Annotated in this window: 20 protein-coding genes and 1 pseudogene; 12 read left to right on the forward strand and 9 right to left on the reverse strand. The window is 65.5% G+C overall.

Annotated features, from left to right (window positions below; all coding sequences use genetic code 11):
• Positions 1-93: 93 nt before the first annotated feature.
• The 6 genes from queD (at position 94) to codA (ending at position 5,539) form a co-directional block, all read left to right on the forward strand.
• The gene (queD, locus tag PMI20_RS22960) at positions 94-450 is read left to right on the forward strand and encodes a 6-carboxytetrahydropterin synthase QueD (protein ID WP_007930577.1); all 357 of its coding nucleotides are present in this window, start codon (positions 94-96) and stop codon (positions 448-450) included.
• Between the two features lie 168 nt (positions 451-618).
• Positions 619-1,455 carry an alpha/beta fold hydrolase gene (locus PMI20_RS22965; protein WP_007930579.1) on the forward strand — a complete coding sequence of 279 codons (837 nt, stop codon included), beginning with the start codon at positions 619-621 and terminating at the stop codon, positions 1,453-1,455.
• A complete protein-coding gene (locus PMI20_RS22970) occupies positions 1,452-1,964 on the forward strand; it encodes a nucleoside 2-deoxyribosyltransferase (RefSeq protein ID WP_007930581.1) in 513 nt (170 codons plus the stop codon). Before PMI20_RS22965 ends, PMI20_RS22970 begins: the two co-directional genes overlap by 4 nt.
• A gap of 119 nt (positions 1,965-2,083) precedes the next feature.
• Positions 2,084-2,707, forward strand: a complete 624-nt coding sequence (locus PMI20_RS22975; RefSeq protein ID WP_007930583.1) for an NUDIX hydrolase — start codon at positions 2,084-2,086, stop codon at positions 2,705-2,707.
• Positions 2,708-2,935: 228 nt separating this feature from the next.
• Positions 2,936-4,207 (forward strand): cytosine permease, encoded by a 1,272-nt coding sequence (gene codB / locus PMI20_RS22980; protein WP_007930585.1) that lies wholly within the window; start codon positions 2,936-2,938, stop codon positions 4,205-4,207.
• A gap of 78 nt (positions 4,208-4,285) precedes the next feature.
• Positions 4,286-5,539 (forward strand): cytosine deaminase, encoded by a 1,254-nt coding sequence (codA, locus tag PMI20_RS22985; RefSeq protein ID WP_007930597.1) that lies wholly within the window; start codon positions 4,286-4,288, stop codon positions 5,537-5,539.
• A gap of 114 nt (positions 5,540-5,653) precedes the next feature.
• Here the strand turns inward: codA and PMI20_RS22990 are convergent, their stop codons facing one another.
• The 4 genes from PMI20_RS22990 to PMI20_RS23005 all read right to left on the reverse strand — a co-directional run bounded on the left by PMI20_RS22990 (position 5,654) and on the right by PMI20_RS23005 (position 10,226).
• Positions 5,654-6,292 (reverse strand): hypothetical protein, encoded by a 639-nt coding sequence (locus tag PMI20_RS22990; protein WP_157173177.1) that lies wholly within the window; start codon positions 6,290-6,292, stop codon positions 5,654-5,656.
• Between the two features lie 130 nt (positions 6,293-6,422).
• Positions 6,423-7,418 carry a diaminopimelate epimerase gene (locus PMI20_RS22995; RefSeq protein WP_007930605.1) on the reverse strand — a complete coding sequence of 332 codons (996 nt, stop codon included), beginning with the start codon at positions 7,416-7,418 and terminating at the stop codon, positions 6,423-6,425.
• A 76-nt stretch (positions 7,419-7,494) separates the two neighbouring features.
• Positions 7,495-8,850 (reverse strand): glucarate dehydratase, encoded by a 1,356-nt coding sequence (gudD, locus tag PMI20_RS23000; protein WP_007930607.1) that lies wholly within the window; start codon positions 8,848-8,850, stop codon positions 7,495-7,497.
• A 23-nt stretch (positions 8,851-8,873) separates the two neighbouring features.
• Positions 8,874-10,226, reverse strand: a complete 1,353-nt coding sequence (locus tag PMI20_RS23005) for an MFS transporter (RefSeq protein ID WP_007930608.1) — start codon at positions 10,224-10,226, stop codon at positions 8,874-8,876.
• 354 nt (positions 10,227-10,580) lie between these two features.
• On the opposite strand from PMI20_RS23005, the gene PMI20_RS23010 reads away from it, so the two are divergent.
• Positions 10,581-11,297 carry a FadR/GntR family transcriptional regulator gene (locus PMI20_RS23010; RefSeq protein WP_007930610.1) on the forward strand — a complete coding sequence of 239 codons (717 nt, stop codon included), beginning with the start codon at positions 10,581-10,583 and terminating at the stop codon, positions 11,295-11,297.
• 34 nt (positions 11,298-11,331) lie between these two features.
• Here the strand turns inward: PMI20_RS23010 and PMI20_RS23015 are convergent, their stop codons facing one another.
• A complete protein-coding gene (locus tag PMI20_RS23015; protein WP_007930612.1) occupies positions 11,332-12,117 on the reverse strand; it encodes an AraC family transcriptional regulator in 786 nt (261 codons plus the stop codon).
• A gap of 92 nt (positions 12,118-12,209) precedes the next feature.
• On the opposite strand from PMI20_RS23015, the gene PMI20_RS23020 reads away from it, so the two are divergent.
• A complete protein-coding gene (locus PMI20_RS23020; RefSeq protein ID WP_007930614.1) occupies positions 12,210-12,461 on the forward strand; it encodes a hypothetical protein in 252 nt (83 codons plus the stop codon).
• Positions 12,462-12,763: 302 nt separating this feature from the next.
• Here the strand turns inward: PMI20_RS23020 and PMI20_RS23025 are convergent, their stop codons facing one another.
• A complete protein-coding gene (locus PMI20_RS23025) occupies positions 12,764-13,756 on the reverse strand; it encodes a cyclase family protein (RefSeq protein ID WP_007932749.1) in 993 nt (330 codons plus the stop codon).
• Between the two features lie 98 nt (positions 13,757-13,854).
• Here PMI20_RS23025 and PMI20_RS23030 point away from each other — a divergent pair, with 98 nt between their 5' ends.
• Complete coding sequence (locus tag PMI20_RS23030; RefSeq protein ID WP_007932747.1) at positions 13,855-14,778, forward strand: LysR family transcriptional regulator; 924 nt, start codon at positions 13,855-13,857, stop codon at positions 14,776-14,778.
• Here the strand turns inward: PMI20_RS23030 and PMI20_RS23035 are convergent.
• Entirely contained in the window at positions 14,766-15,671 is a 906-nt protein-coding gene (locus PMI20_RS23035; protein WP_007932744.1) for a LysR family transcriptional regulator, read from the reverse strand. The genes PMI20_RS23030 and PMI20_RS23035 overlap by 13 nt on opposite strands.
• 147 nt (positions 15,672-15,818) lie before the next feature.
• On the opposite strand from PMI20_RS23035, the gene PMI20_RS23040 reads away from it, so the two are divergent.
• Positions 15,819-16,241 carry a DoxX family protein gene (locus PMI20_RS23040; RefSeq protein ID WP_007932743.1) on the forward strand — a complete coding sequence of 141 codons (423 nt, stop codon included), beginning with the start codon at positions 15,819-15,821 and terminating at the stop codon, positions 16,239-16,241.
• Between the two features lie 223 nt (positions 16,242-16,464).
• Here the strand turns inward: PMI20_RS23040 and PMI20_RS23045 are convergent, their stop codons facing one another.
• Positions 16,465-16,935 carry an Lrp/AsnC family transcriptional regulator gene (locus tag PMI20_RS23045; RefSeq protein ID WP_007932741.1) on the reverse strand — a complete coding sequence of 157 codons (471 nt, stop codon included), beginning with the start codon at positions 16,933-16,935 and terminating at the stop codon, positions 16,465-16,467.
• Positions 16,936-17,089: 154 nt separating this feature from the next.
• Here PMI20_RS23045 and PMI20_RS23050 point away from each other — a divergent pair, with 154 nt between their 5' ends.
• Positions 17,090-17,452: a PALP domain-containing protein gene (locus PMI20_RS23050; RefSeq protein WP_007932739.1), complete on the forward strand. Its 363-nt coding sequence runs from the start codon at positions 17,090-17,092 to the stop codon at positions 17,450-17,452.
• Entirely contained in the window at positions 17,449-18,609 is a 1,161-nt protein-coding gene (locus tag PMI20_RS23055) for an MFS transporter (RefSeq protein ID WP_114762364.1), read from the forward strand. The genes PMI20_RS23050 and PMI20_RS23055 overlap by 4 nt, the downstream gene beginning before the upstream one ends.
• A gap of 164 nt (positions 18,610-18,773) precedes the next feature.
• Here PMI20_RS23055 and PMI20_RS23060 read toward each other — a convergent pair.
• Positions 18,774-21,223 (reverse strand): annotated as a pseudogene (locus PMI20_RS23060) (TonB-dependent siderophore receptor).
• Positions 21,224-21,282: the final 59 nt, after the last annotated feature.

Below are 21,282 nucleotides of genomic sequence, written 5' to 3' on the forward strand. Positions count from 1 at the left end.
TGTTTTCCCGCAACCGTATAACCAAGCTGGTAAACTCGCCGCCTGCCTTACATCGCCCGCGGCGATAGCCACCTGACCGAGCTGACCGACACTGTGGAAATCTTCAAAGAATTTACCTTCGAATCCGCCCACCGCCTGCCCCATGTGCCTGCAGGCCACAAGTGCGGGCGCCTGCACGGCCACTCGTTCAAGGTGGCCATCCACCTGAGCGGCGACCTCGATCCGCACACCGGCTGGATTCGCGATTTCTCCGAGATCAAGGAGATCTTCAAGCCGCTCTACGAGCGCCTGGACCACAACTACCTGAACGACATCCCCGGCCTGGAAAACCCCACCAGCGAAGTGCTGGCCAAGTGGATCTGGAACGAGCTCAAACCCCTGCTGCCGGAGTTGAGTGCGATCCGCATTCACGAGACCTGCACCAGCGGCTGCATCTATCGCGGCGAGTAACGCCCCAACCTACCCTTGTAGGAGCAGCCGGTCGACGCTCGATTGCTCGCGATGAGGTCCTCGAAGACGGCATCGCCCTTGCGGATTTATCGCGAGCAAGCTCGCTCCTACAGATAACCCGTCGTTTTGGCTTATGCTCTTGCCTCTTGTGCCCAGAGGAAGATCGCCATGACCGACTGGCTGCTGGATCGGCAATATCGTTTCAAGGGGCAAACGGTGCGCTACGCCATTCACGGCGACGGCCCGCCTCTGGTATTGGTGCACGGCACGCCGTTTTCTTCCTACGTCTGGCACCGCATCGCCCCGCATTTCAGCGCCAGCCACCGGGTGCACTATTTCGACCTGCTGGGCTACGGCCAATCGGAACAGGCCGCCGGCCAGGATGTGTCCCTCGGCGTGCAGAACCAGCTGCTGGCCGAACTGCTGGAGCACTGGGGCCTGGAGCGCCCGGACGTGGTGGCCCACGACTTCGGCGGCGCCACCGCCCTGCGCGCCCACCTGCTCAACGGCAAGGACTACCGCAGCCTGACCCTGCTCGACCCGGTGGCGCTGTCGCCCTGGGGCTCGCCGTTCGTGCAGCACGTGCGCCAGCATGAACAGGCCTTCAGCGGGGTGCCGGACTATATCCAGCGCGCCATAGTGCCGGCCTACATTCGTGGGGCGATCCAGCGCGAGATCCCCGACCGGGAACTGGCGCCCTACGTCCAGCCCTGGCTCGGCGCCAGCGGCCAGGCCGCCTTCTACCGGCAGATCGCGCAAATGGACGAGCGCTATACCGCGGAGGTGGCCGGGCTTTATCCCGGCATTCGCTGCCCGACCCAGATCCTCTGGGGCGAGGACGATCAGTGGATCCCCATCGAACGCGGGCGCCAGTTGCACCGGCTGATCCCCGGCTCACGGTTCCAGGCGGTGCCCAACGCCGGCCACCTGCTGCAGGAAGACGCACCGGAAGCCATCATCGCCGCGCTGCTGCGCTTTCTGCCCCAGGCCGGGAGCCAGGCATGAGCCCACGTATCTACCTCGCCGGCTTCGACCTGTTTCGCCGCGATGCCATCGCCCGCGGCGAATACCTCAAGCACCTGTGCCAGGCCCAGGGCCTGCAAGGCCTCTACCCCTTCGACCAGCAGGTGCCGGCCCAGCCGACGCCGGAGCAGACCGCGCAGCTGATCTGCCAGCAGAACATGCAGCTAATCCGCGGCTGCGACGCGGTGCTGGCCAACCTCAACGACTTTCGCGGCCTGGAGCCGGACTCCGGCACCGCCTTCGAGGTGGGCATGGCCATCGCCCTGGGCAAACCGGTGTGGGCCTGGTTCGAGGCGCCCGCGACCCTGCGCGAACAGGTGCCCCATGACGCCGACGGCCGCGACGCCGAAGGTTTCCTGGTGGAGGACTTCCACCTGCCGCGCAACCTGATGCTGGCCTGCACCTGGGCCGGCCACAGCGGCAGCGCCGAAGAAGCCCTGCCGCGCCTGGCCGCCTACCTCGCCCAGCAACCACCGCCCCGTCCCCTGTAGGAGCGAGCTTGCTCGCGATAAGTCTTCAAGGCCGATGCAATACTCAAGGGCCTCATCGCGAGCAAGCTCGCTCCTACAGTGACGGATTCAGCCCCGGCGATTACCTGAGGACACGCACCATGGAAAACACCTGGCTCACCCACGCCAAACGCTTGCAGGCCCTGGCCTCCACCGGGCTGCATTTCTGCAAGGACCCGTTCGATCGCGAGCGTTACCAGGAAGTCGCCGACATCGCCCACAGCATGCTCGCGCAACTGGCCGACGTGCCCCTGGAACGCATCGCCGGCCTGGTGTCGGACTTCGCCAAACGCTACTCGACACCCCTGGTGGATGTGCGCGGCGCCTTGATCGAAGACGAGCGCATCCTCCTGGTCCGCGAACAGACCGACGGGCGCTGGGCCATGCCCGGCGGGTATGCCGACATCGGCCTGTCGGCCGCCGAAAACATCGTCAAGGAGATCCACGAAGAGGCCGGGCTCAGCGTCTCGGCCCGCGCCCTCTACAGCGTCCGGCACAAGGCCAAGGGCCCCTTCACCCCCGACACCCGGGACTTCTACAAGCTGTATTTTCTCTGCGAACGCAGTGAGCGCAGCGCCCCGGTGGCCGGCTCGGAAGTCAGCGACGCCGGGTTCTTCGCCCTCGACGCCCTGCCCGAACTGTCCCGCGGCCGCACCGTGGAAAGCGATATCGAAGCCGCCTTTGCCTTCCACCGCGGCGAAACCCGCCTGACCCTGTTCGATTGATCGGGCGTCCGTGATCCAATTTGTCTCACCGGCGCACCGCTTTCGCGCCTGAGCCGGCCAATCGGCCGCGCCGGAAAGCAAAAATCCCCTGCTTGTCTATAAATCTCCTGCAGGTTGCACAGCGCCAGCCGAACGCCCCTGACCCTGGGGGCGTTGGCACGGCGACTGCAGCAGATGCCTGCGTCGCTTACGCACCAGGCCACGCCTGGGCCAATCAGGGGAAGGCACATGACGCAGAACGATCCAGGCAACGACTACCCGCTCAGCGAAGTGCCGATGCACGCGCGCAAGGGCCTGGCCTCCACGGCCATGGTGCTGCTGGGCTTCACCTTTTTCACCGCCACCATGTTCGCCGGCGGCAAGCTCGGCGTGGCCTTCAGCTTTGGCCAGATGCTCGGAGTGATCGTCCTCGGCAACCTGCTGCTGGGCCTGTACGCGGCGGGCCTGGGCTATATCGCCTTCAAGAGCGGCCTGAACTCGGTGCTGATGGGGCGCTTCTGTTTCGGCGAGGTGGGCAGCAAGCTCAGCGACCTGATCCTCGGCTTCACCCAGATCGGCTGGTACGCCTGGGGCACCGCCACCGCCGCAGTGGTACTGGGCAAGTATTTCGAGCTGGGCCAGGGCACCGTGCTGGGGCTGATGGTGCTGTTCGGTCTGGTGTTCTGCGCCACCGCCTACGTCGGTTATCGCGGGCTGGAAATTCTCTCCTGGATCGCGGTGCCGGCCATGGCCCTGCTGCTGTTGCTGTCGATGTGGGTGGCCACGGTCAAGGTCGGCGGCCTCGAGGGGTTGCTGGCCGTGGTGCCGAGCGCCAGCCTCGACCTGTCCACGGCCATCACCCTGGTGTTCGGTACCTTCGTCAGCGGCGCCACCCAGGCTACCAACTGGACGCGTTTTTCCCGCTCGGCCAGGGTCGCCGTGCTGGCCAGCCTGATCGGCTTTTTTATCGGCAACGGCCTGATGGTGCTGATCGGTGCCTACGGCGCCATCGTCTACCAGCAGCCGGACGTGGTCGAAGTGCTGCTGTTGCAGGGCTTCGCCATGGCCGCCATGGCCATGCTCCTGCTGAATATCTGGAGCACCCAGGACAACACCATCTACAACTTCGCCGTCGCCGGCTGCAACCTGCTGCGCACTGGCCGACGCAAGACTGTGACCCTGGCCGGGGCGGTGATCGGCACCCTGCTAGCGCTGCTGGGCATGTACGACATGCTGGTGCCCTACCTGATTCTGCTGGGCACGGTGATCCCGCCGATTGGCGGGGTGATCATGGCCGACTTCTTCTATCGCTACCGCGGCCAGTACCCGCGCCTGGCCGACAGCAAATTGCCGGCGTTCAACTGGGCCGGCCTGGGCGCCTATGCCATCGGCACCGTGGCGGCCTTCGGCTCGCCCTGGGTCGCGCCGCTGGTAGGCATCGCGGCCGCCGCCCTGAGCTACATGCTGCTGAGCAGCCTGCTCGGCGCACGCGCCACCACCGCCGCGGACATCCAGGCATGAGCCCGGGCCACGCGACGTTGCGGCCGCCGGCCCGAGCGCCGTACCCTGACCGCCAGGATTGAAAAAGGAATCGCTCCGATGCTCATCATCAACGCCCGCCTGCGCAACCGCGAAGGCCTGCACGAACTGCACCTGGAGAACGGTCGCATCGCCAGCATCGCCCGGCAGACCGAAGCCCCGACCCTGGGCCCCGACGACCTCGACGCCGGCGGCAACCTGGTGGTGCCGCCCTTCGTCGAGCCGCACATTCACCTGGACGCCACCCTCACCGCGGGCGAGCCGCGCTGGAACATGAGCGGCACCCTGTTCGAAGGCATCGAATGCTGGGGCGAGCGCAAGGTCACCATCACCCAGGAAGACACCAAGGCCCGCGCCCGGAAAACCCTGCGCGCCCTCGCCGCCCACGGCATCCAGCACGTGCGTACCCATGTCGATGTCACCGACCCGGAGCTGACCGCGCTCAAGGCCATGCTCGAAGTGCGCGAGCAAAGCGCGCACCTGGTGGACATGCAGATCGTCGCCTTCCCTCAGGAAGGCATCGAAAGCTACCGCAACGGCCGCGAGTTGATGGAAGAGGCGATCCGCCTGGGCGCCGATGTGGTGGGCGGTATCCCGCACTTCGAGTACACCCGCGACCAGGGCGTCAGCTCGGTGAAGTTCCTCATGGACCTGGCCGAACGCACCGGCTGCCTGGTGGACGTGCATTGCGACGAGACCGACGACCCGCATTCGCGTTTTCTCGAAGTGCTGGCCGAGGAAGCTCGCAGCCGCGACATGGGTTCGCGGGTGACCGCCAGCCACACCACCGCCATGGGCTCCTACGACAACGCCTACTGCGCCAAGCTGTTCCGCCTGCTCGGCCACTCGGGCATCAGCTTCGTCTCCTGCCCCACCGAAAGCATCCACCTGCAGGGGCGCTTCGACAGCTTCCCGAAACGCCGCGGCGTGACCCGGGTCAACGAGCTGCTGGAAGCCGGGATGAACGTGTGTTTCGGCCAGGACTCGATCGTCGATCCCTGGTACCCCCTGGGTAACGGCAACATCCTGCGGGTGCTGGAAGCCGGCCTGCATATCTGCCACATGCTCGGCTACCGCAACCTGCAGAGCGCCCTCGACCTGGTCACCGACAACAGCGCCAAGGCCCTGGCCCTGGGTGAGCGTTACGGCCTGGAGGAAGGCCGGCCGGCCAACCTGCTGATCCTGTCGGCCGACAGCGACTACGAAATGATCCGCAGCCAAGGCCTGCCGCTGTACTCGATCCGCGACGGCAAGGTGCTGATGAAACGGCAGATGGCCCAGGTCGAGCTGCCAGGTGATGCGGGGTTTGTGTAACGGCCGCTGACATCATCGCGGGCAAGCCTCGCGCCTACAGAAGCAGGTTGCATATTCCTCTGTAGGAGCGAGGCTTGCCCGCGAAGGCGGCATCTGACTCAACACTTTTTCGAATCAGGGTTTACGACTGGACTCGTACTTTTCCAGAATGATCCGGACAGGCTTTTCAAGCGAAGAGAACGCATTCGGGCATAGCTTCTTGGCTGCCAAATACGCCTCAAAACAATGATCCGAGGCGGAACCTTTTATCTGCGTATAAGCACCATCGGCCAGTGTCGCCCCGGCACCTAGATGCTGTGCCTTGGACAGCTCTGTCGCCGCCTCCCGTATATCCTTGGCCCCTTGAGTAGAACAGGCTGAGATCCCCCTATCACGCAACCGCTGCATCTCTGCATATTCACTGGTGCATTCAACGTCTCGGTTTGCAAAAGCCAGGGCCAACTGCTGATTGGCTTTCGATCGGTCAAGATCAAAAGCAGGTTTTTCGTTAACGACGGCAAGAATGCCCAACAACAGCAAAAGACCACCGCCCAACTTGACCCACACGGACTCTCTGGACCCGGAGAACCCCAAGAGCACGCAGAAGCCAGCCAGAAAACCTGCTTCAAGCGCCACCGCAGCGGAAAACCAGGCACTATCGCAAGCATTAAGAACAGCAATCACACATCCGGCCAATATCGCCAATGCGGCAATAATTACTCTGAGCGTCACAAATACTCCGAAGATCAGCACAAAAGACGAGATGCCTTTCACAACACACTAATCGGCACACAATCGCCACCCTTGAGTTGTTATCCCAAGCATCATCGTGCCTGAACCTCTACAGACGCTCTTCAAGCTCTCCGAAAAGTCCTGCGGACTATTGCGCAGCCTGCAACAGCGGCTACGGAATCAGGCGCGCCGTCCCGAACAGGCTCACCCGCACCAGCTCCCCACCCCGCTCCTCCAGGCGCAGCGGCGCGGTGCCGCCGGGCATCACCACCGCGACTTCGCCGGCCTTGACCCAACCGACCCGCCACGCCGCGCTGGCCACCGCGCTGGCGCTGGTGCCGGAGGATGCCGTGGGGCCTTCGCCGCGTTCGAACACCCGTGCAGCGATGCGCTGCGGGCCCTCCAGCCACGCCCATTGCAGGTTCACCCCGGCCGGACAGGGTTCACCGCTGCCGGTGGGCAGGGCGTAGGCGATACGGGTCAGGGCCTCGGCCAGGGGCGCTTCGCTCATCTGCCGGTTGCCCGGCAAGGCGCTGGCGTCACTGACCAGGGTCACGCAATGGGGGTTGCCGATACGCACGAACTGGCTACGGCACCATTGCGGGTGCAACCGCGCCAGCCCGCGCACCCGGCTCAGCTCGACGCAGCTCGAACCGTCATGCTCGACCCCGTGTTGCGCACCCACGGCGTGCGGGCCGAACGCCGGTTGCCCGAGGTCCAGCCAGAAACCGGACACCCCGGCCACCTGCGCCGGCTCGACCAGGGTCGCCAGCGGCGACACCCCGTCCGGCTTGTCGTGATGCACCCGCAGCTGCGCAGGCCCCTGGGCCGGCAGCAGCCCTTGCTCGGTCAAGGCCTGGGAAAAGATGGTCAGGCCGTTGCCGCTGCGCTCGGCCAGGGTGCCGTCGGTGTTGACGATCAGCAGGTCGAACGGCGGCGCGTCCTGGAACGGCCCGACCAGCAAACCGTCGCTGCGATGGGCCTTGGCCCCTTCCGGCCGGGTGCCGGAGGGCCAACTGCACAGGGCTTCGATGGCCTGCTCGCTCCAATTGGCCCGGGCCAGCGCCGCCTCGGCCGCGCTGGCCGGCAAGGCGATCCCCAACCGGCGTACCGCCTCGGGCGCCACCACGCCGTAAAGATTGCCGCGGGCATCGTAGAAAGCAGTCATTGCAGGGCTCCAAAAGCAGACGGGCCGCTGACATTACTGTGAATGCAGCGGCCCGGCCAAGCTTCTCCTGCCTGGCTCAGCGCACCAGGCACGGCTGCTTGTTGTCGAAGCGCCAGCCCGGGATCAGGAACTGCATGGCCACGCTGTCGTCCCGCGCCCCCAGGCCCCGGCTGTTGTACAGCTCATGGGCGCGGGCCAGCGCGTCCAGGTCCAGTTCGACGCCCAGCCCCGGCGTCTGCGGCACCGCCACGCAGCCCTCGACGATCTGCAGCGGATTGCGGGTCAGGTGCTGGCCGTCCTGCCAGATCCAGTGGGTGTCGATGGCGGTGATCTCGCCCGGCGCCGCGGCCGCCACATGGGTGAACATGGCCAGGGAAATGTCGAAGTGGTTGTTGGAATGCGAGCCCCAGGTCAGCCCCCATTCATGGCACATCTGCGCCACCCGCACCGAACCCTGCATCGTCCAGAAATGCGGATCGGCCAGGGGAATGTCCACCGCTTGCAACTGGATCGCGTGGCCCATTTCCCGCCAGTCGGTGGCGATCATGTTGGTCGCCGTGGGCAGCCCGGTGGCGCGGCGGAATTCGGCCATCACCTCGCGCCCGGAGTAACCGTTTTCCGCGCCGCAGGGGTCTTCGGCATAGGCCAGCACCCGGTGTTGATCGCGACACAGGGCGATCGCCTGTTTCAGCGACCAGGCACCGTTGGGGTCGAGGGTGATGCGCGCCTTGGGAAAGCATTCGGCCAGGGCGGTGACGGCCTCCATTTCCTCTTCGCCGCGCAGCACGCCGCCCTTGAGCTTGAAGTCGTTGAAGCCATACCGCGCCTTGGCCGCCTCGGCCAGGCGCACGATGCTCTCGGCGTTCAGCGCCGGTTCATGGCGCAGGCGCAGCCAGGCATCGTCGGCCTCGGCTTCGTTGCGGTAGGCCAGGTCGGTCTGGCGCCGGTCGCCGATGTAGAACAGGTAGCCGAGCATCTTCACCGATTCGCGCTGCTGGCCTTCGCCGAGCAACGCCGCCACCGGCACCCCGAGGAACTGGCCGAGCAGGTCGAGCAGCGCCGCTTCCAGCGCGGTCACCGCATGGATGGCGATGCGCAGGTCGAAAGTCTGCTGGCCCCGCCCGCCGGCATCGCGCTCGGCAAAACGTTGGCGCACCCGGTTGAGCAGCTTCTGGTAATGGCCGATGGGCTGGCCGACCAGCAGTTCCCGGGCCTCTTCGAGGGTCGCGCGAATCCGCTCGCCCCCCGGCACTTCACCGACCCCGGTGTTACCGGCGCTGTCGGTAAGGATCACGATATTGCGGGTGAAAAACGGGCCGTGGGCGCCGCTGAGGTTGAGCAGCATGCTGTCATGCCCGGCCACCGGCACCACTTGCAGTCGGGTGACAAGCGGTGTCTGGCCAGGGTGATGATGGGTGGATTCAAAAGTCATGGGGCGGTTCCTGTCGGCAAAGGTCAGTGGGTTTTGTCCAGCAGCGGGCGGGCATCGTCCAAGGGCGTCGGCATGACATGGGCCTTGGGCCGGGTGCGGGCGAAAAACACGATGATCGCGGCGATGATCGAGGTCGCCGCCAGGCTGTACAGGCCACCCTGGATCGACCCGGTGCGTTGTTCCAGCAGGCCGAAGGTGGCCGGGGCGACGAAGCCGCCGAGGTTGCCGATGGAGTTGATCAGGGCGATCACCGCGGCGGCGATGCGCGCATCCAGGTAGGCCTGGGGAATCGGCCAGAACAGCGCGGATGCCGACTTGAAGCCGATAGCGGCGAAGCACACGGCGACGAAGGCGAACACCGGCCCGCCGGTGGTGGACAGGAACATCCCGACGGCCGCCACCAGCAAGGCGCTGGCGACCCAGGCCTGCTGGAACTTCCATTTGCCGGACGCCGCGGCGAAGGCATACATGGCGATGATCGAGATCAGCCAGGGAATGGAGTTGAAGAAGCCCACCTGCAGGTCGCTGAGGTCGCCCATCTTCTTGATGATGCTCGGCAGCCAGAAGGTCGCGGCGTAGATGGTCAGCTGGATGCAGAAGTAGATCAGGCAGAACAGCAGGATCTGCCGGTCCTTGAGCAGGGTCCAGAGCGACGGCTTGACCGGCATCGCCGCTTCGCGCTCGCGCTGTTCGCCGTCGATCGCCCGCACCAGCGCCTCCTGCTCGCCGGGGCTCAGCCACTTGGCGTCACGGGGCGTGGAGTCGAGCCAGAACCAGACAAAACCGCAGAGCAGCACCGAAGCCATGCCCTCGATGATGAACATCCACTGCCAGCCGTGCCAGCCCAGGCCCTCGATCTGCAACAGCGCTCCGGACAGCGGGCCGGAGACCAGCGAAGCCACGGCCGAACCGCTTAGGAAAATGGCGATCGCCTTGCCCCGCTCCACCCCGGGCAACCAGCGGGTGAAGTAATAGATCACCCCGGGGAAGAACCCGGCCTCGGCCACCCCCAGCAGGAAGCGCAGCACATAGAACTGGGTTTCGTTCTGCACGAAGGCCATGGCCGTGGCCACCAGCCCCCAGGTGAACATGATGCGGGTCAGCCAGATCCGCGCGCCGACCCGCTGCAACAGCATGTTGGACGGCACTTCGAACAACGCGTAACCGATGAAGAACAGCCCGGCGCCAAAACCGTAGGCCGCGGCGCCGATGCCCAGGTCATGTTCCAGGTGGGTGCGGACGAAGCCGATGTTGACCCGGTCGATGTAGTTGACGATGAACATGATGACGAACAGCGGCAGCACATGGCGCTTGACCTTCGCCACGGCGATGGCCAGCAGGGAATCGTCGCCGGCCGGATTGAGGGTGGTATTCACGATGCCTCTCCCACTTGTTTGTTGTTGTGTGCGGGTGACTGGGCGAGCGCCCTAGTTGACAGTCATCATACAAGTAGAAAAATAGCGTCACAAGCGCAGACTCGTCGCAGAAGTCGGTACTCGAGGCTTTGTTGATCGAAGAGAATGTTGAGAAATAAACTCAACCAATTGATTTAATTCATATAAATAAAAAATATAGGCACAGAAATATTTTTCAGGCTGCACTCGCGCTGAGAACCTGCACTGAACCCTGAAGTGACTTATCCGATAACTTGTCATACATGTCAGACAAGTTGAGCCCTGCCCGGCCACTTCGGTGATAAGCTTTTTGCTTCCTCCCCGCGCGACCTTGCCATGAGCACCGAATCCGATATCGCCCCGGGCCGCCGTCGCCCTTCCACCAACCTGGCCCATGACCTGGTCAGCGACCTGACCCAACAGATCATGCGCGGCCTGCTCAAGCCCGGTGACAAGCTGCCGTCGGAAAGCACCATCGTCCGCGCCCATGGCGTCAGCCGCACCGTGGTGCGCGAAGCCATCTCCAAACTGCAGGCCGCCGGCTGGGTGGAAACCCACCATGGCGTCGGCAGCTTCGTGCTGGAACGCCAGGACACTCACGGCCTGCGCTTGAACGTCGATACCGCCCTGAGCGTGCGCGACATCCTCGAATTGCGCCTGGGCCTGGAAACCCAGGCGGTGGCTCTCGCCGCCCGCCGGCGCAGCGCCGAGCAACTGGCGCAGATGCGCCAGGCGCTGGACGACTACCAGCAACTGCTGGCCAACAACGACAGTTGCGTGGAGGCTGACCAGCGTTTCCACCTGCTGATCGCCGAAGCCACCGGCAACCCCTATTTCGTGCAGATCCTGCAATCGTTGGGCAACGCCCTGATCCCCCGGACCCGGGTGCGCGACGCCGAGCGCGGCGATGTCGACCTGGCGCAACTGGCGACCCTGGCCAACCAGGAACACGAAACCCTCTACGCCGCCATCCGCCGCCAGGACCCGGATGCCGCACGGGCGGCGATGTGGACCCACCTGAGCAACAGCCGGGAGCGGTTTTCGGCGGGGTGAGGGCATGCGCCCGCGTCTATCGGGGTAGCGGCGCTCAGCCTGTTCCGTGCCGGGCGAAATAGCGCCCCGGCGTCACCCCGAACTGACGTCGGAACATGGCGATAAAGGCGCTGACATTGTCGTAGCCCAGGTCCAGCGCCACCCGGGTCACTGCATCGCCCGCCGCCAGGCGCTCCAGGGCCCGCAGCAATCGCGCGCGCTGCCGCCACTGGCTGAAGGCAAAACCGGTCTCGGCGACAAAACGCCGGGCCAGGGTTCGTGGCGAGATCCCCGCCCATTGCGCCCAGGCCTCCAGGCCGCGGCTGTCCGCCAGGTCGTCGGCCAGCACCTGGCAGATCCGCCGCAACCGCGGGTCCACAGGCAATGGCAGGCCAAAGGGTTCCACCGGCAGGCTGCCCAGTTCATCGAGGATCACCCGGGCGATGCGCAATTGCGGCTCATCCAGCGCGCCTTGTGGCCAGCTCGCCGCACGCATCACCGCCTCCAGCAACAACCCGGAGGTGGCAATGATCCGTGGTTGCGCCGGCAGTTCGTGGCAGGCCTCGGGCTCGACATAGATGCTCCAGCCGTCGAACGGGCCATGGGAACGCAGGGCGTGTTCGCAGCGGGGCGGCACCCACACCGCATGGGTCGCCGGCACCACCCACTGGCTGTCGGCCGCCGTCACCGACAACAGGCCGCGCCGGGCGCCGAGCAGTTGGCCGCGGGCATGACTGTGGGCGGCGGTCTGCCGTTCGATCGGGCTGTGTTGCCACGCCGCGACCAGCAGCGGGCCGCTCTCGGCTTGAGCGAGCAAGGGGGAAACCAAAGGTTGGGACATTGGCTGTTTCACGTTATTCAACGGCAAGAACCAGGCAGTTTAGCCAATCCTCGGGCCGCAGACTGAACGCTCATTCACACGAGGATTGCTCCATGCGCGCCGAAGACCTGTTACCCGATCAACTCAACCATGGCGACTTCAATGGCACCCAGGTACGCAAGGGTACGGTGGGGGCCTTCCTGATCAATGCCCGGCTGTGGAGCGACCCGGGCACCTCGGCGCAGCAGCGCCGCGTGGCCGAAGAAGATCTGCTGGCCGCCCTGCCGGCGCTCAGGGCCCTGGGGCTGTTCGAGCTGATGCGCGTGCGCGACCCGGCCTTACGGACGTTGTGCGAGCAAGACTAACGCCAACAGCCCCTGTAGCCGCTGCCGAGCCTGCGAGGCTGCGACAGACCCGCAGGGTCTCCAGCGCCCGCAAGATCCCCGCGAGCGTGCCGCTCGATCGCAGCCTGCGGCAGCGGCTACACAAGCATCGAGCCTGACCGGAATATCGAGGGAGTCCCCGTTCCCTGTAGCCGCTGCCGAGCCCGCGAGGCTGCGATAGACCCGCAGGGTCTCGGCGCCCGCAAGATCCCCGCGAGCGTGCCGCTCGATCGCAGCCTGCGGCAGCGGCTACACAAACATCGGGCTGACCGGACGGCAGGCGTTTAGCGAATCGGCAAGGCAATCGGCCGAATCGGCGCGGCATCGGCACCGCGCAACTTCAATGACGCACCGATAAAGGCGAACTGGTACACCCGGTCCCGCGACAGGCCTTCGAGATTGACCAGTTCCAGGATCGGCGCGCCCTGCATCGCCAGCAGGTAGGTATGCAACGGCAAGTAGTTGCCTTCCACCTCCGACGGGAAGGTCTCGAAACTCAGGTTATCGGCGCCCACCACCATCGCGCCGCCCTCCTCCACCAGGAACTTCGCCGCGTCCAGGCTCATGCCCGGCGGGTTGGCCATATAGGCCTGGGCCTTTTCGTAGTCGCGCATGCGCCCGGTGCGGATCAGCACCACGTCGCCCTTTTCCAGGCTGACCTTCTGCGCCTTCAGCGCCTGTTGCAGGTCGGCGCGGGTCACCCGGTAATTGTCCGCCAGCATGTCCACGCCCTTGGCCGCGGCGACGTCGATCAGCACCCCGCGGGCAACGATCGGCGGCAGTTTTTCCGCGCCGGTGACGTTCCAGCCACGGTCGCCCAGGTGCTGGTCGGCGCGAAAGCCGTTCCAGATCTTGCCGTCGAGGCCGAAGTGGTTAAGCGCATCGATATGGGTGCCCATATGGGCGTACATCGACACCGCCGAGCCGGTATAGCTGACATGCCGGTTCATCGGTTCGCCGACCTGCATCGGGTCGGCGATCACATTGCCGTGGGGGGTGTGGGTCATCCACATCTGGTACGGCGGATCGCCCGCCGCCTGCCAGCTGGGCATGCCGACGAAATACTCGACTGCCAGGTCGTAGGCCTGGCTGCCGCTGACCCGGGCCATGATCGCCGCCCGCGACTGCTCGGTGATCAGGTTCAGGCGGCCGATCTCATCTTTCGGCCCCCAGGGGCTGACGCCGACTTCGGCCTGGGGCGCGGCGCCGCACAGCGCACTGAACAGCGACAAGGCGGCCAGGCCGGGGATGACAGGCAACAAACGGGAAACAGCCATGACGACACTCCTGTGAAATGAAGTGTCCATGGTATGGATTAACAATTCGGCGATAATCAGCCGTTTCGTTAAGACATATTCAACCCAGGAGAAACAATATGGATGTGCTGGCAGCCATGCGCACCTTTCGTCGAGTGGTGGAGCGCGCCAGCTTCAGCCTCGCGGCCAACGACCTGGGGCAATCCACCGCCGCGGTCAGCAAGCAGGTGCGCCAGCTGGAGGAACACCTGGGCAGCCTGTTGCTGCTGCGTACCACGCGCCGCATGAGCCTGTCGGACGCCGGCCAGGCCTACTTCAGCGAGTGCTGCCACCTGCTCGACGAACTGACGGCCCTGGAATGCGCGACCCGCGCCGGCACCCGCGAGCCCGGCGGCCGCTTGCGGGTCAACGCGCCGCTGTCGTTCGGCCTCAAGGTGCTGTCGCCGATCCTGGCCGACTTCATGCGGCGCTACCCGCAATTTCACATCGACCTGACCCTCGACGACCGCCTGCTGGATGTGGTGAGCGAAGGCTTCGACGTGTCGTTGCGGATACGCCGACAGTTGAGCGACTCGTCGCTGATCGCCCGGCGCCTGGGGGAAATCGAACAGGTGATCTGCGCCGCCCCGGCCTACCTGCAGGCCAAGGGCAGCCCACAGACGGTCGATGAGCTGCGCGAGCACAGCTGCTTGGCCTATCGCCTGGCCGAACACCCCGGCCACTGGCAGCTGGAAGGCCCGCAAGGCAGCAGCCGCCTGGAACTGCCGGTGCGTTTTGCCGTGGACAACAGCCTGATGCTCAGCGACATGCTCCAGGCCGGGCTGGGCATTGGCGCCCTGCCCTCGTTCATCGCCCAGCCGCTGCTCGACAGCGGCCAGTTGCAGCGGGTCCTGCCCTGTCACTCCATGCCGCGTCGGACCATCTACGCGGTGTATGCCAGCAATCGCCATGTGTCGCAGAAGATCCGCTTCTTCGTCGACTTCCTGGCCCAGGCCCTCGGCCCGCTCCAGGAAGCCGATCAGGCAATGCCTCAGGCGGACTGAGCCTGGGCCACCAGCCAAGCGATCAGCCAGGACGCCGCCGGCCCCGGTGGCGTGTCGAGACGGTAGATGGCGTCGAAGCCATAAGGCAGGCCCTGGCCGCCCGGCAGATCGAGTTGCACCAGGCGCCCACCGGCCAGGTCCTCCTCGACCATCGGCGCCGGCATGTTGCCCCAGCCGATGCCTTCCCTGAGCAGCATATGCTTGGAGCCCAGGTCCGCCAGGCGCCAGCTGTGGGTGCCGACCACGCCGAAATCCTGATTGCGCGTCAGCTCGGAACGGTCTGACAGCACCAACTGCACATGCTCGCGACCAGCCCCCGGCAGGTTGACCGATGCTTGCGCCAGCGGGTGTTCCGGGGCGGCGACCGGGATCAACCGGACGAACCCCACCTGCACCCGCTCGATACCGGGAATATTGCGGTTCACCATGCCGCTGACACCCACCGCGGCGCGCCCCGCCAGCACCATCTCGGCCACCGCGCCCAGGGCCTCCATGTGCAGGTGCAGCTGCACCGTGGGGAACTCGCGGCGGAAGTTTTTCAGCGCATCGACGATGCGCGCCGCCGGGAACATCACGTCGATCACCAGGTGAACCTCTGCTTCCAGGCCTTGCAGCAGCCCCTTGACCTTGGCCCGCAGGCCGTCGATGCCGTTATAGATGCTCCGCGCCTCGGCCAGCACCGTGCGCCCGGCCTCGGTGAGCTGGGGTTTGCGGGTGGTCTTGCGGTCGAACAGGCTGACCCCCAGTTGCAGCTCCAGGTTGGCCATGGAATAGCTGATCACCGAGGTGGCGCGATGCAGCTTGCGCGCCGCGCCGGCAAAGCTGCCGACCTCGACGATGGTGAGGAAGATGCGCAATTGATCGAGGGTGGGCGTACCGGGGTTGCTGGACATGGGGCTGTTCTCGCAAAGGCTACGTTCTAAAAAATCGAACCTGACACTCGAAATTATTCGGCTATTACGTTCATAACGCCAGTGGCAAACTTCTCTCCATCGCGGCGCACCAAGGTGGTGAGGCCGAATCCACCGAGAGAATCCAGCATGTCCACACTGACCAACAGCCTGTCCACTACCTCGAACAGCAACGCCAGCATCAGCCTGATCGGGCGCGTCCTGCTCAGCGCCATTTTCATCCTTTCCGGTTTCTCGAAAATCGCCGCGCCGGCCGCGATGGTCGGCTACATCCAGTCGGTCGGCCTGCCCTTCCCGCAACTGGCCCTGGGCATCGCCATCGCCGTGGAACTGGGTGGCGGCCTGCTGCTGATCGCCGGCTATCGCACCCGCCTGGTCGCCCTGGGCCTGGCCGTGTTCAGCGTGGCCACCGCCCTGGCCTTCCACAACAACCTGGGCGACCAGAACCAGTTCATCCACTTCTTCAAGAACATCGCCATGGCCGGCGGCCTGCTGCAAGTGGTGGCCTTCGGCGCCGGTCGCTTCAGCCTGGATGCCCGTCGCCAGGGCTGATCGGCCTCCCCACGACAACACGGCGCCCAAGGGCGCCGCGTTGTCGTTTTTACCAGCCAGCCAGAACTACCCTGGGTTCTGTAGGAGCGAAGCTTGCTCGCGATAAGAACGACGCGGTCCGCCTGACAGACCGCGTTTTCGTTTATCGCGAGCAAGTCGAATCGCCGCCCGCTCGCTCCTACAGAAGAACTTTTGTTTTTGGCAAACCGGGGCCAATCACTCATCAAGGCTGGGTCGGCACATCCAGCCCGACCTTGACCCGGCTCATGGCCACCAGGGTCTTGAAGCGCTTGACGTTGTTGTTCTCGAAGAACAGCTCACGAGTCAATTCGTTGTACTGGGCCATGTTGCGCACGGCGAAGATCAGCACGAAATCGCACTCGCCCGCCACGTAGTAGCACTGCTGCACCTGCGGGCAGGCCTGGAAGCTGCGCTTGAGCGCATCGAGCTGATCGATGCGTTCGCTCTCCACCTCCACCTCGACAATGATGCTCAACTCATAGCCCAGGGCCTCGGGAGCGATGACCGCGCTGTAGCGTTCGATCACCCCTTCATCGCTCAGGCGCTTGAGGCGCCGGTTGACCGCCGCGGTGGACAGGTTCACCCGCAACCCCAACTCGCTTTGCGGGGTGCGCGCATCGCGTTGCAGTTCGGCGAGCAGTTTCAGGTCGTAGGCATCCAGGCTGGTGGTCATGCGGGCAATCCATGGGCGGGCAATCAGTGGTGGGCAATCAATGGAATGAAATTGTGCAAAGGCTGGCGATTATGCGAAACAAATTCGCCAGCCACGCAATATTATTTCCAGGGCTGCGAGCCGGGGCCTGGCCAGTGGCGCGCTGGGCTCGTCGATGGCTGGCCCGGCCTGGCGCTTCCTGCAACCTTCGAACGATTGCCTGGTCACACTCCCCGACGCGCTCACCGCCGGCGCCATGTGCCAGCTGGCCACCGGCAGCGCCCGGGACATTCCCCTGCTGGCCGGCGAATCCGCTGCCGCGGGCCTCGCGGGACTGAGCCTGATGTGCAAGGATGGCGCGCGGCGCAAAGTCGCGCACCTCGACGCCCACTCGCGCGTCCTGCTTATCCACACCGAAGGCGCCATGTCGCCGGCGGTGTATCAACAACGGGTCGGTGAAACGGCCGGCCCGGTCCTCCAGCGGCAACCGCCGATTGCCCGACAGGCGCCTGGAGCTGACCGCCAAGGATTTTTATGACAGCCCTCAACACCCACACCTCAGAGCAACAGATCAGCCCCGGCCGCCTGGAACAGATGGCCACGCGCATCGCCTTTTTCATCGCCGGTTTCGGCATCGCCGCCTGGGCGCCGCTGGTGCCCTACGCCAAGGCCCGGGCCGGGCTCGATGAAGGCACCCTGGGCCTGTTACTGCTGTGCCTGGGCGTGGGTTCGATCCTGGCGATGCCGATCGCCGGGGTGCTGGCCGGGCGCTTCGGTTGCCGGCGGGTGATGGCCGCCGGCAGCCTGCTGATCTGCCTGGCCCTGCCGTTGCTGGCCACGGTGAGCACGGTGCCGCTGCTGATCGCCGGGCTGTTCATGTTCGGCGCCGGGCTGGGCACGGTGGATTCCACGGTGAACCTGCAGGCGGTGATCGTCGAACGGGCCAGCGGCCGGCCGATGATGTCGGGCTTCCATGGCCTGTTCAGCCTCGGCGGCATCGTCGGCGCGGCCGGGGTCAGCGCCATGCTCGGCCTGGGCCTGTCGCCGCTGGGCGCGACCCTGGTGGTGGTGGCCTTGCTGGTCGTCGCCCTGCTCAAGGCGGCGCCGCACATGTTGCCGTATGGCAGCCGGAGTTCGGGCCCGGCCTTTGCCGTGCCCCACGGCGTGGTGCTGTTCATTGGCTGCCTGTGCTTCGTGGTGTTCCTCGCCGAAGGCGCGGTGCTGGACTGGAGCGCGGTGTTCCTCAGCGCCGAGCGCCAGGTGGATGCCGCCTATGCCGGCCTGGGTTACGCGGCCTTCGCCCTGACCATGACCGTCGGCCGCCTGACCGGCGATGCCATCGTGCACAAGCTGGGGGCCACGCGGGTGATCGTCATGGGCGGCTCGGTGGCCGCCGCGGGCCTGCTGCTGGCGACCCTGGCACCGGCCTGGGAAGCCGCGCTGGTGGGTTACGCGCTGGTGGGCGTCGGCTGCTCGAACATCGTGCCGGTGCTGTACACCGCGGTGGGCAAACAGACCGTCATGCCCGAAGCCATCGCCGTGCCGGCCATCACCACCCTGGGTTACGCCGGCATCCTCGCCGGCCCGGCGCTGATCGGCTTTATCGCCCACGGCAGCAGCCTGAGCATCGCCTTCGGCCTTATCGCGGTGATGCTGATCGGCGTGGCGGCCAGTGGGAAAGTGTTGAAGGTGTGAGCCCTTTCGCGGGCCATCGAGCGCCCACTGTGTTTTCAAGATTGCAGGAAGGCCCTGCGGGCCTTTGCGCAGCCTGCGGCAGCGGCTACAGGGATTTGCGCCGGGCATAAAAAATCGCGGGCAATCCTCGGGAGGCTTGCCCGCGATGGGCGCGACACGGTCGGTCAGAAGCCGACGCTGGCCTGGACGAAGAAGGTCCGTGGCGCGCCGACGTACATGCCGGCGTTGTTGTCGCTGGAGCGGGTGAAGTACTGCTTGTCGAAGACGTTCTTCACCCCGGCGCCGAGCTTGAGGTTCGACAGCTGCGAGCCGAAGTCATACCCCCGCGCACGTTCCAGGTGACATAGCCCGGTATGTCACCGTACTGGCCGTCGGCGGTACCTTCGGTGATGTAGTTGTTGTTGAAGCTGCCGTCGGTGTTGACCATGCTGCCCGGCGAACGCTGCTTGGACTGGGCGAAAGCATCGAGGTTGTAGGTCCAGCGGTTGATGTCGTAGCGCAGGCCGAGGGTCGCCACCTGGCGCGAGTAGAACGGCAGGTCGCGGTCCTTGAACGCCGAACCGCCCTCTTCATAAGTGGCACGGGTGTAGGTGAAACCGGCGTTGGCGGTCAGGCCGTCGAGGCGCGGGTCCAGCGCGGCCAGGTCGTAGTGCACCGATGCCTCGATCCCTTGGTGCTTGGTCGCGCCGAGGTTGGTCCAGCCGACATCGTTGCTGATGTATTGCAGCTCGTCCGAGAAGTCGATGTAGAACGCCGTCAGCTCGCCGCCCCACACTTCATCGTTGTAGCGCGTACCGATCTCGTAGGTCTTGGCCTTCTCCGGGTTCAGGCCGCTGGCGGTCTGGTCGCCGACGCCGCCCTGGCCCAGCTGGAAGTACTGCAGGCTGCCGAACGACGTCTCGTAGTTGGCGAACAGCTTCCACGCATCGGAGAGGTGGTACATCACGCTCAGCGCCGGCAGCGGCTCGTTGCTGTTGATCTCCCGGCGCTTCTCCTCGACCCGCGCGCCATTGGTGCCGAGCACCGGGCGGTCGTGCCATTCGGTGCGGATGTTCTCGAAACGGATGCCCGGGGTGACGGTCCAGTTGCCGACGTCGATCTTGTCGTCGATATAGAAAGCCGTGGCCTCGGTGCCGCCGGTGCGGTCCTGGTACACATGGCCGTCGGACCCCGGGCGCACCACCGGCTGGTTGTTGACCAGGGCCAGGCGGCTGGCCTCTTCGTGCATGCCTTCTTTCAGGTAGCGCATGCCGACGCTGGCTTCCTGGGTGGTCGGGCCAAGGTCGAACACATGGGACACCCGCGGCTCGATACCGAAGGTGTAGTAGGTGCGCGGATAGGACACCAGGGTCTTCTGGTCGCGAGCGGCGATGGTGCTGCCACGGAAGCTGTCGGAGTAGTAGGTCAGCACTTCGAACTGGGTGCGATCGTCGATCTGCCGCAGGTACTTGAACGACACATCCTTGCGGCGGCCGCTGAAGTTGTCCCAGTCGCGGTCCGACTGATAGGGGTCGGCGTCGTACTGCTTCTGGGTCAGCCCGCCGGGCATGTCGGCCTTGGCGTCGTAGTAGTGGAAGTTGAGGCTGAAATCGTCCTGGTCGGTGGGCGCCCAATGGGTCTTGAGGATCACGTCGTCGATGTCGTTGCCGTTGTTGCTGGCGCGATAACCGTTGCCGTTGACCCCCGAGTACAGCAGCGCCGCGCCGATGCCGTTGTCCGCGGTGCCGCCGAGGAACGCCGTGTCGATATGCTTCCAGCCGCCGCGCTGGGAGGTTTCCAGGGTGGTGCCGATTTCCCCGGTGGCTTTTTCCGGGATGGCCCGGGTCACGAAGTTGATCACCCCGCCGACGTTCTGCGGCCCATAGCGCACGGAACCGGCGCCGCGCACCACGTCGATGCTGTCGAGGTTGCCCGAGGAGATCGGCGCCATCGACAACTGTGGCTGGCCATAAGGCGCGAAGGCCGCCGGCACGCCGTCGATCAGCACGGTGGAGCGCGGCGACAGGCGCGAGGTCAAGCCGCGCACGCCGACGTTGAGGGAAATATCGCTACCGCCGGTGCCGTTGGCGTCCTGCACCTGCACCCCGGGCACCCGGCGCAGCACGTCGCCGACGTTCATCGCGCCCTGCTCGACCATGGCTTCGCGGCGGATCACCGTGCGCGCGCCGGGGTGGTTCTGCACCACCGCCTCGTTGGCGTCGCCCAGCCAGTCGCCGACCACGCTGATGCTGGTGGCGCCCAGCTCCAGGGCGCCCGCCGCGGCCGACGGCGCCGGGCTCAGGGTCACCGAGCCGGCATCGATCTGATATTGCAGGCCGCTGCCTTGCAGCAACTGGCGCAACGCCTGCTCCGGCGACAGGTTGCCGTCCACCGCCGGGGCCTGTTTGCCGGCCACCAGCTCGGGGCTGAAGAACACCTGCAGCGAGGTTTGCAGCCCCAGCTGGCTCAGCGCCTCGCCCAGGGGCTGGGCCTGGATATGAATGGCGCTCGGCGCCTGCTCGGCATGGGCCTGGGGCAGCGCGACACTGACCGCCAGGGCCAGGGCCAAGGCCAGCGGCAGCCAGCGGGTGGAAGGCAGGGACGGATTGTTGTTATTCAGGTCGTGGCGTTTCAAGTTCGAGCAGTCCTGTTGATCGCAAGAAGATGCGGCTGTTAATGCAAACCAGTTGCAGT

Origin of the sequence: Pseudomonas sp. GM17, assembly GCF_000282175.2 — a bacterium.
GTDB lineage: Bacteria > Pseudomonadota > Gammaproteobacteria > Pseudomonadales > Pseudomonadaceae > Aquipseudomonas > Aquipseudomonas chlororaphis.

Excerpts from the sequence above, each read along its gene's own strand:
- PMI20_RS23035 (WP_007932744.1), bottom strand. The coding sequence starts at position 15,671 with ATGTCCAGCAACCCCGGTACGCCCACCCTCGATCAATTGCGCATCTTC.
- PMI20_RS23010 (WP_007930610.1), top strand. The coding sequence starts at position 10,581 with ATGAGCACCGAATCCGATATCGCCCCGGGCCGCCGTCGCCCTTCCACC.
- PMI20_RS22970 (WP_007930581.1), top strand. The coding sequence starts at position 1,452 with ATGAGCCCACGTATCTACCTCGCCGGCTTCGACCTGTTTCGCCGCGAT.
- PMI20_RS23030 (WP_007932747.1), top strand. The coding sequence starts at position 13,855 with ATGGATGTGCTGGCAGCCATGCGCACCTTTCGTCGAGTGGTGGAGCGC.
- codA (WP_007930597.1), top strand. The coding sequence starts at position 4,286 with ATGCTCATCATCAACGCCCGCCTGCGCAACCGCGAAGGCCTGCACGAA.
- gudD (WP_007930607.1), bottom strand. The coding sequence starts at position 8,850 with ATGACTTTTGAATCCACCCATCATCACCCTGGCCAGACACCGCTTGTC.
- PMI20_RS23055 (WP_114762364.1), top strand. The coding sequence starts at position 17,449 with ATGACAGCCCTCAACACCCACACCTCAGAGCAACAGATCAGCCCCGGC.
- PMI20_RS22975 (WP_007930583.1), top strand. The coding sequence starts at position 2,084 with ATGGAAAACACCTGGCTCACCCACGCCAAACGCTTGCAGGCCCTGGCC.
- PMI20_RS23045 (WP_007932741.1), bottom strand. The coding sequence starts at position 16,935 with ATGACCACCAGCCTGGATGCCTACGACCTGAAACTGCTCGCCGAACTG.
- PMI20_RS22995 (WP_007930605.1), bottom strand. The coding sequence starts at position 7,418 with ATGACTGCTTTCTACGATGCCCGCGGCAATCTTTACGGCGTGGTGGCG.
- codB (WP_007930585.1), top strand. The coding sequence starts at position 2,936 with ATGACGCAGAACGATCCAGGCAACGACTACCCGCTCAGCGAAGTGCCG.
- PMI20_RS23040 (WP_007932743.1), top strand. The coding sequence starts at position 15,819 with ATGTCCACACTGACCAACAGCCTGTCCACTACCTCGAACAGCAACGCC.
- PMI20_RS23015 (WP_007930612.1), bottom strand. The coding sequence starts at position 12,117 with ATGTCCCAACCTTTGGTTTCCCCCTTGCTCGCTCAAGCCGAGAGCGGC.
- PMI20_RS23025 (WP_007932749.1), bottom strand. The coding sequence starts at position 13,756 with ATGGCTGTTTCCCGTTTGTTGCCTGTCATCCCCGGCCTGGCCGCCTTG.
- PMI20_RS23020 (WP_007930614.1), top strand. The coding sequence starts at position 12,210 with ATGCGCGCCGAAGACCTGTTACCCGATCAACTCAACCATGGCGACTTC.
- PMI20_RS22965 (WP_007930579.1), top strand. The coding sequence starts at position 619 with ATGACCGACTGGCTGCTGGATCGGCAATATCGTTTCAAGGGGCAAACG.
- PMI20_RS23050 (WP_007932739.1), top strand. The coding sequence starts at position 17,090 with ATGGCTGGCCCGGCCTGGCGCTTCCTGCAACCTTCGAACGATTGCCTG.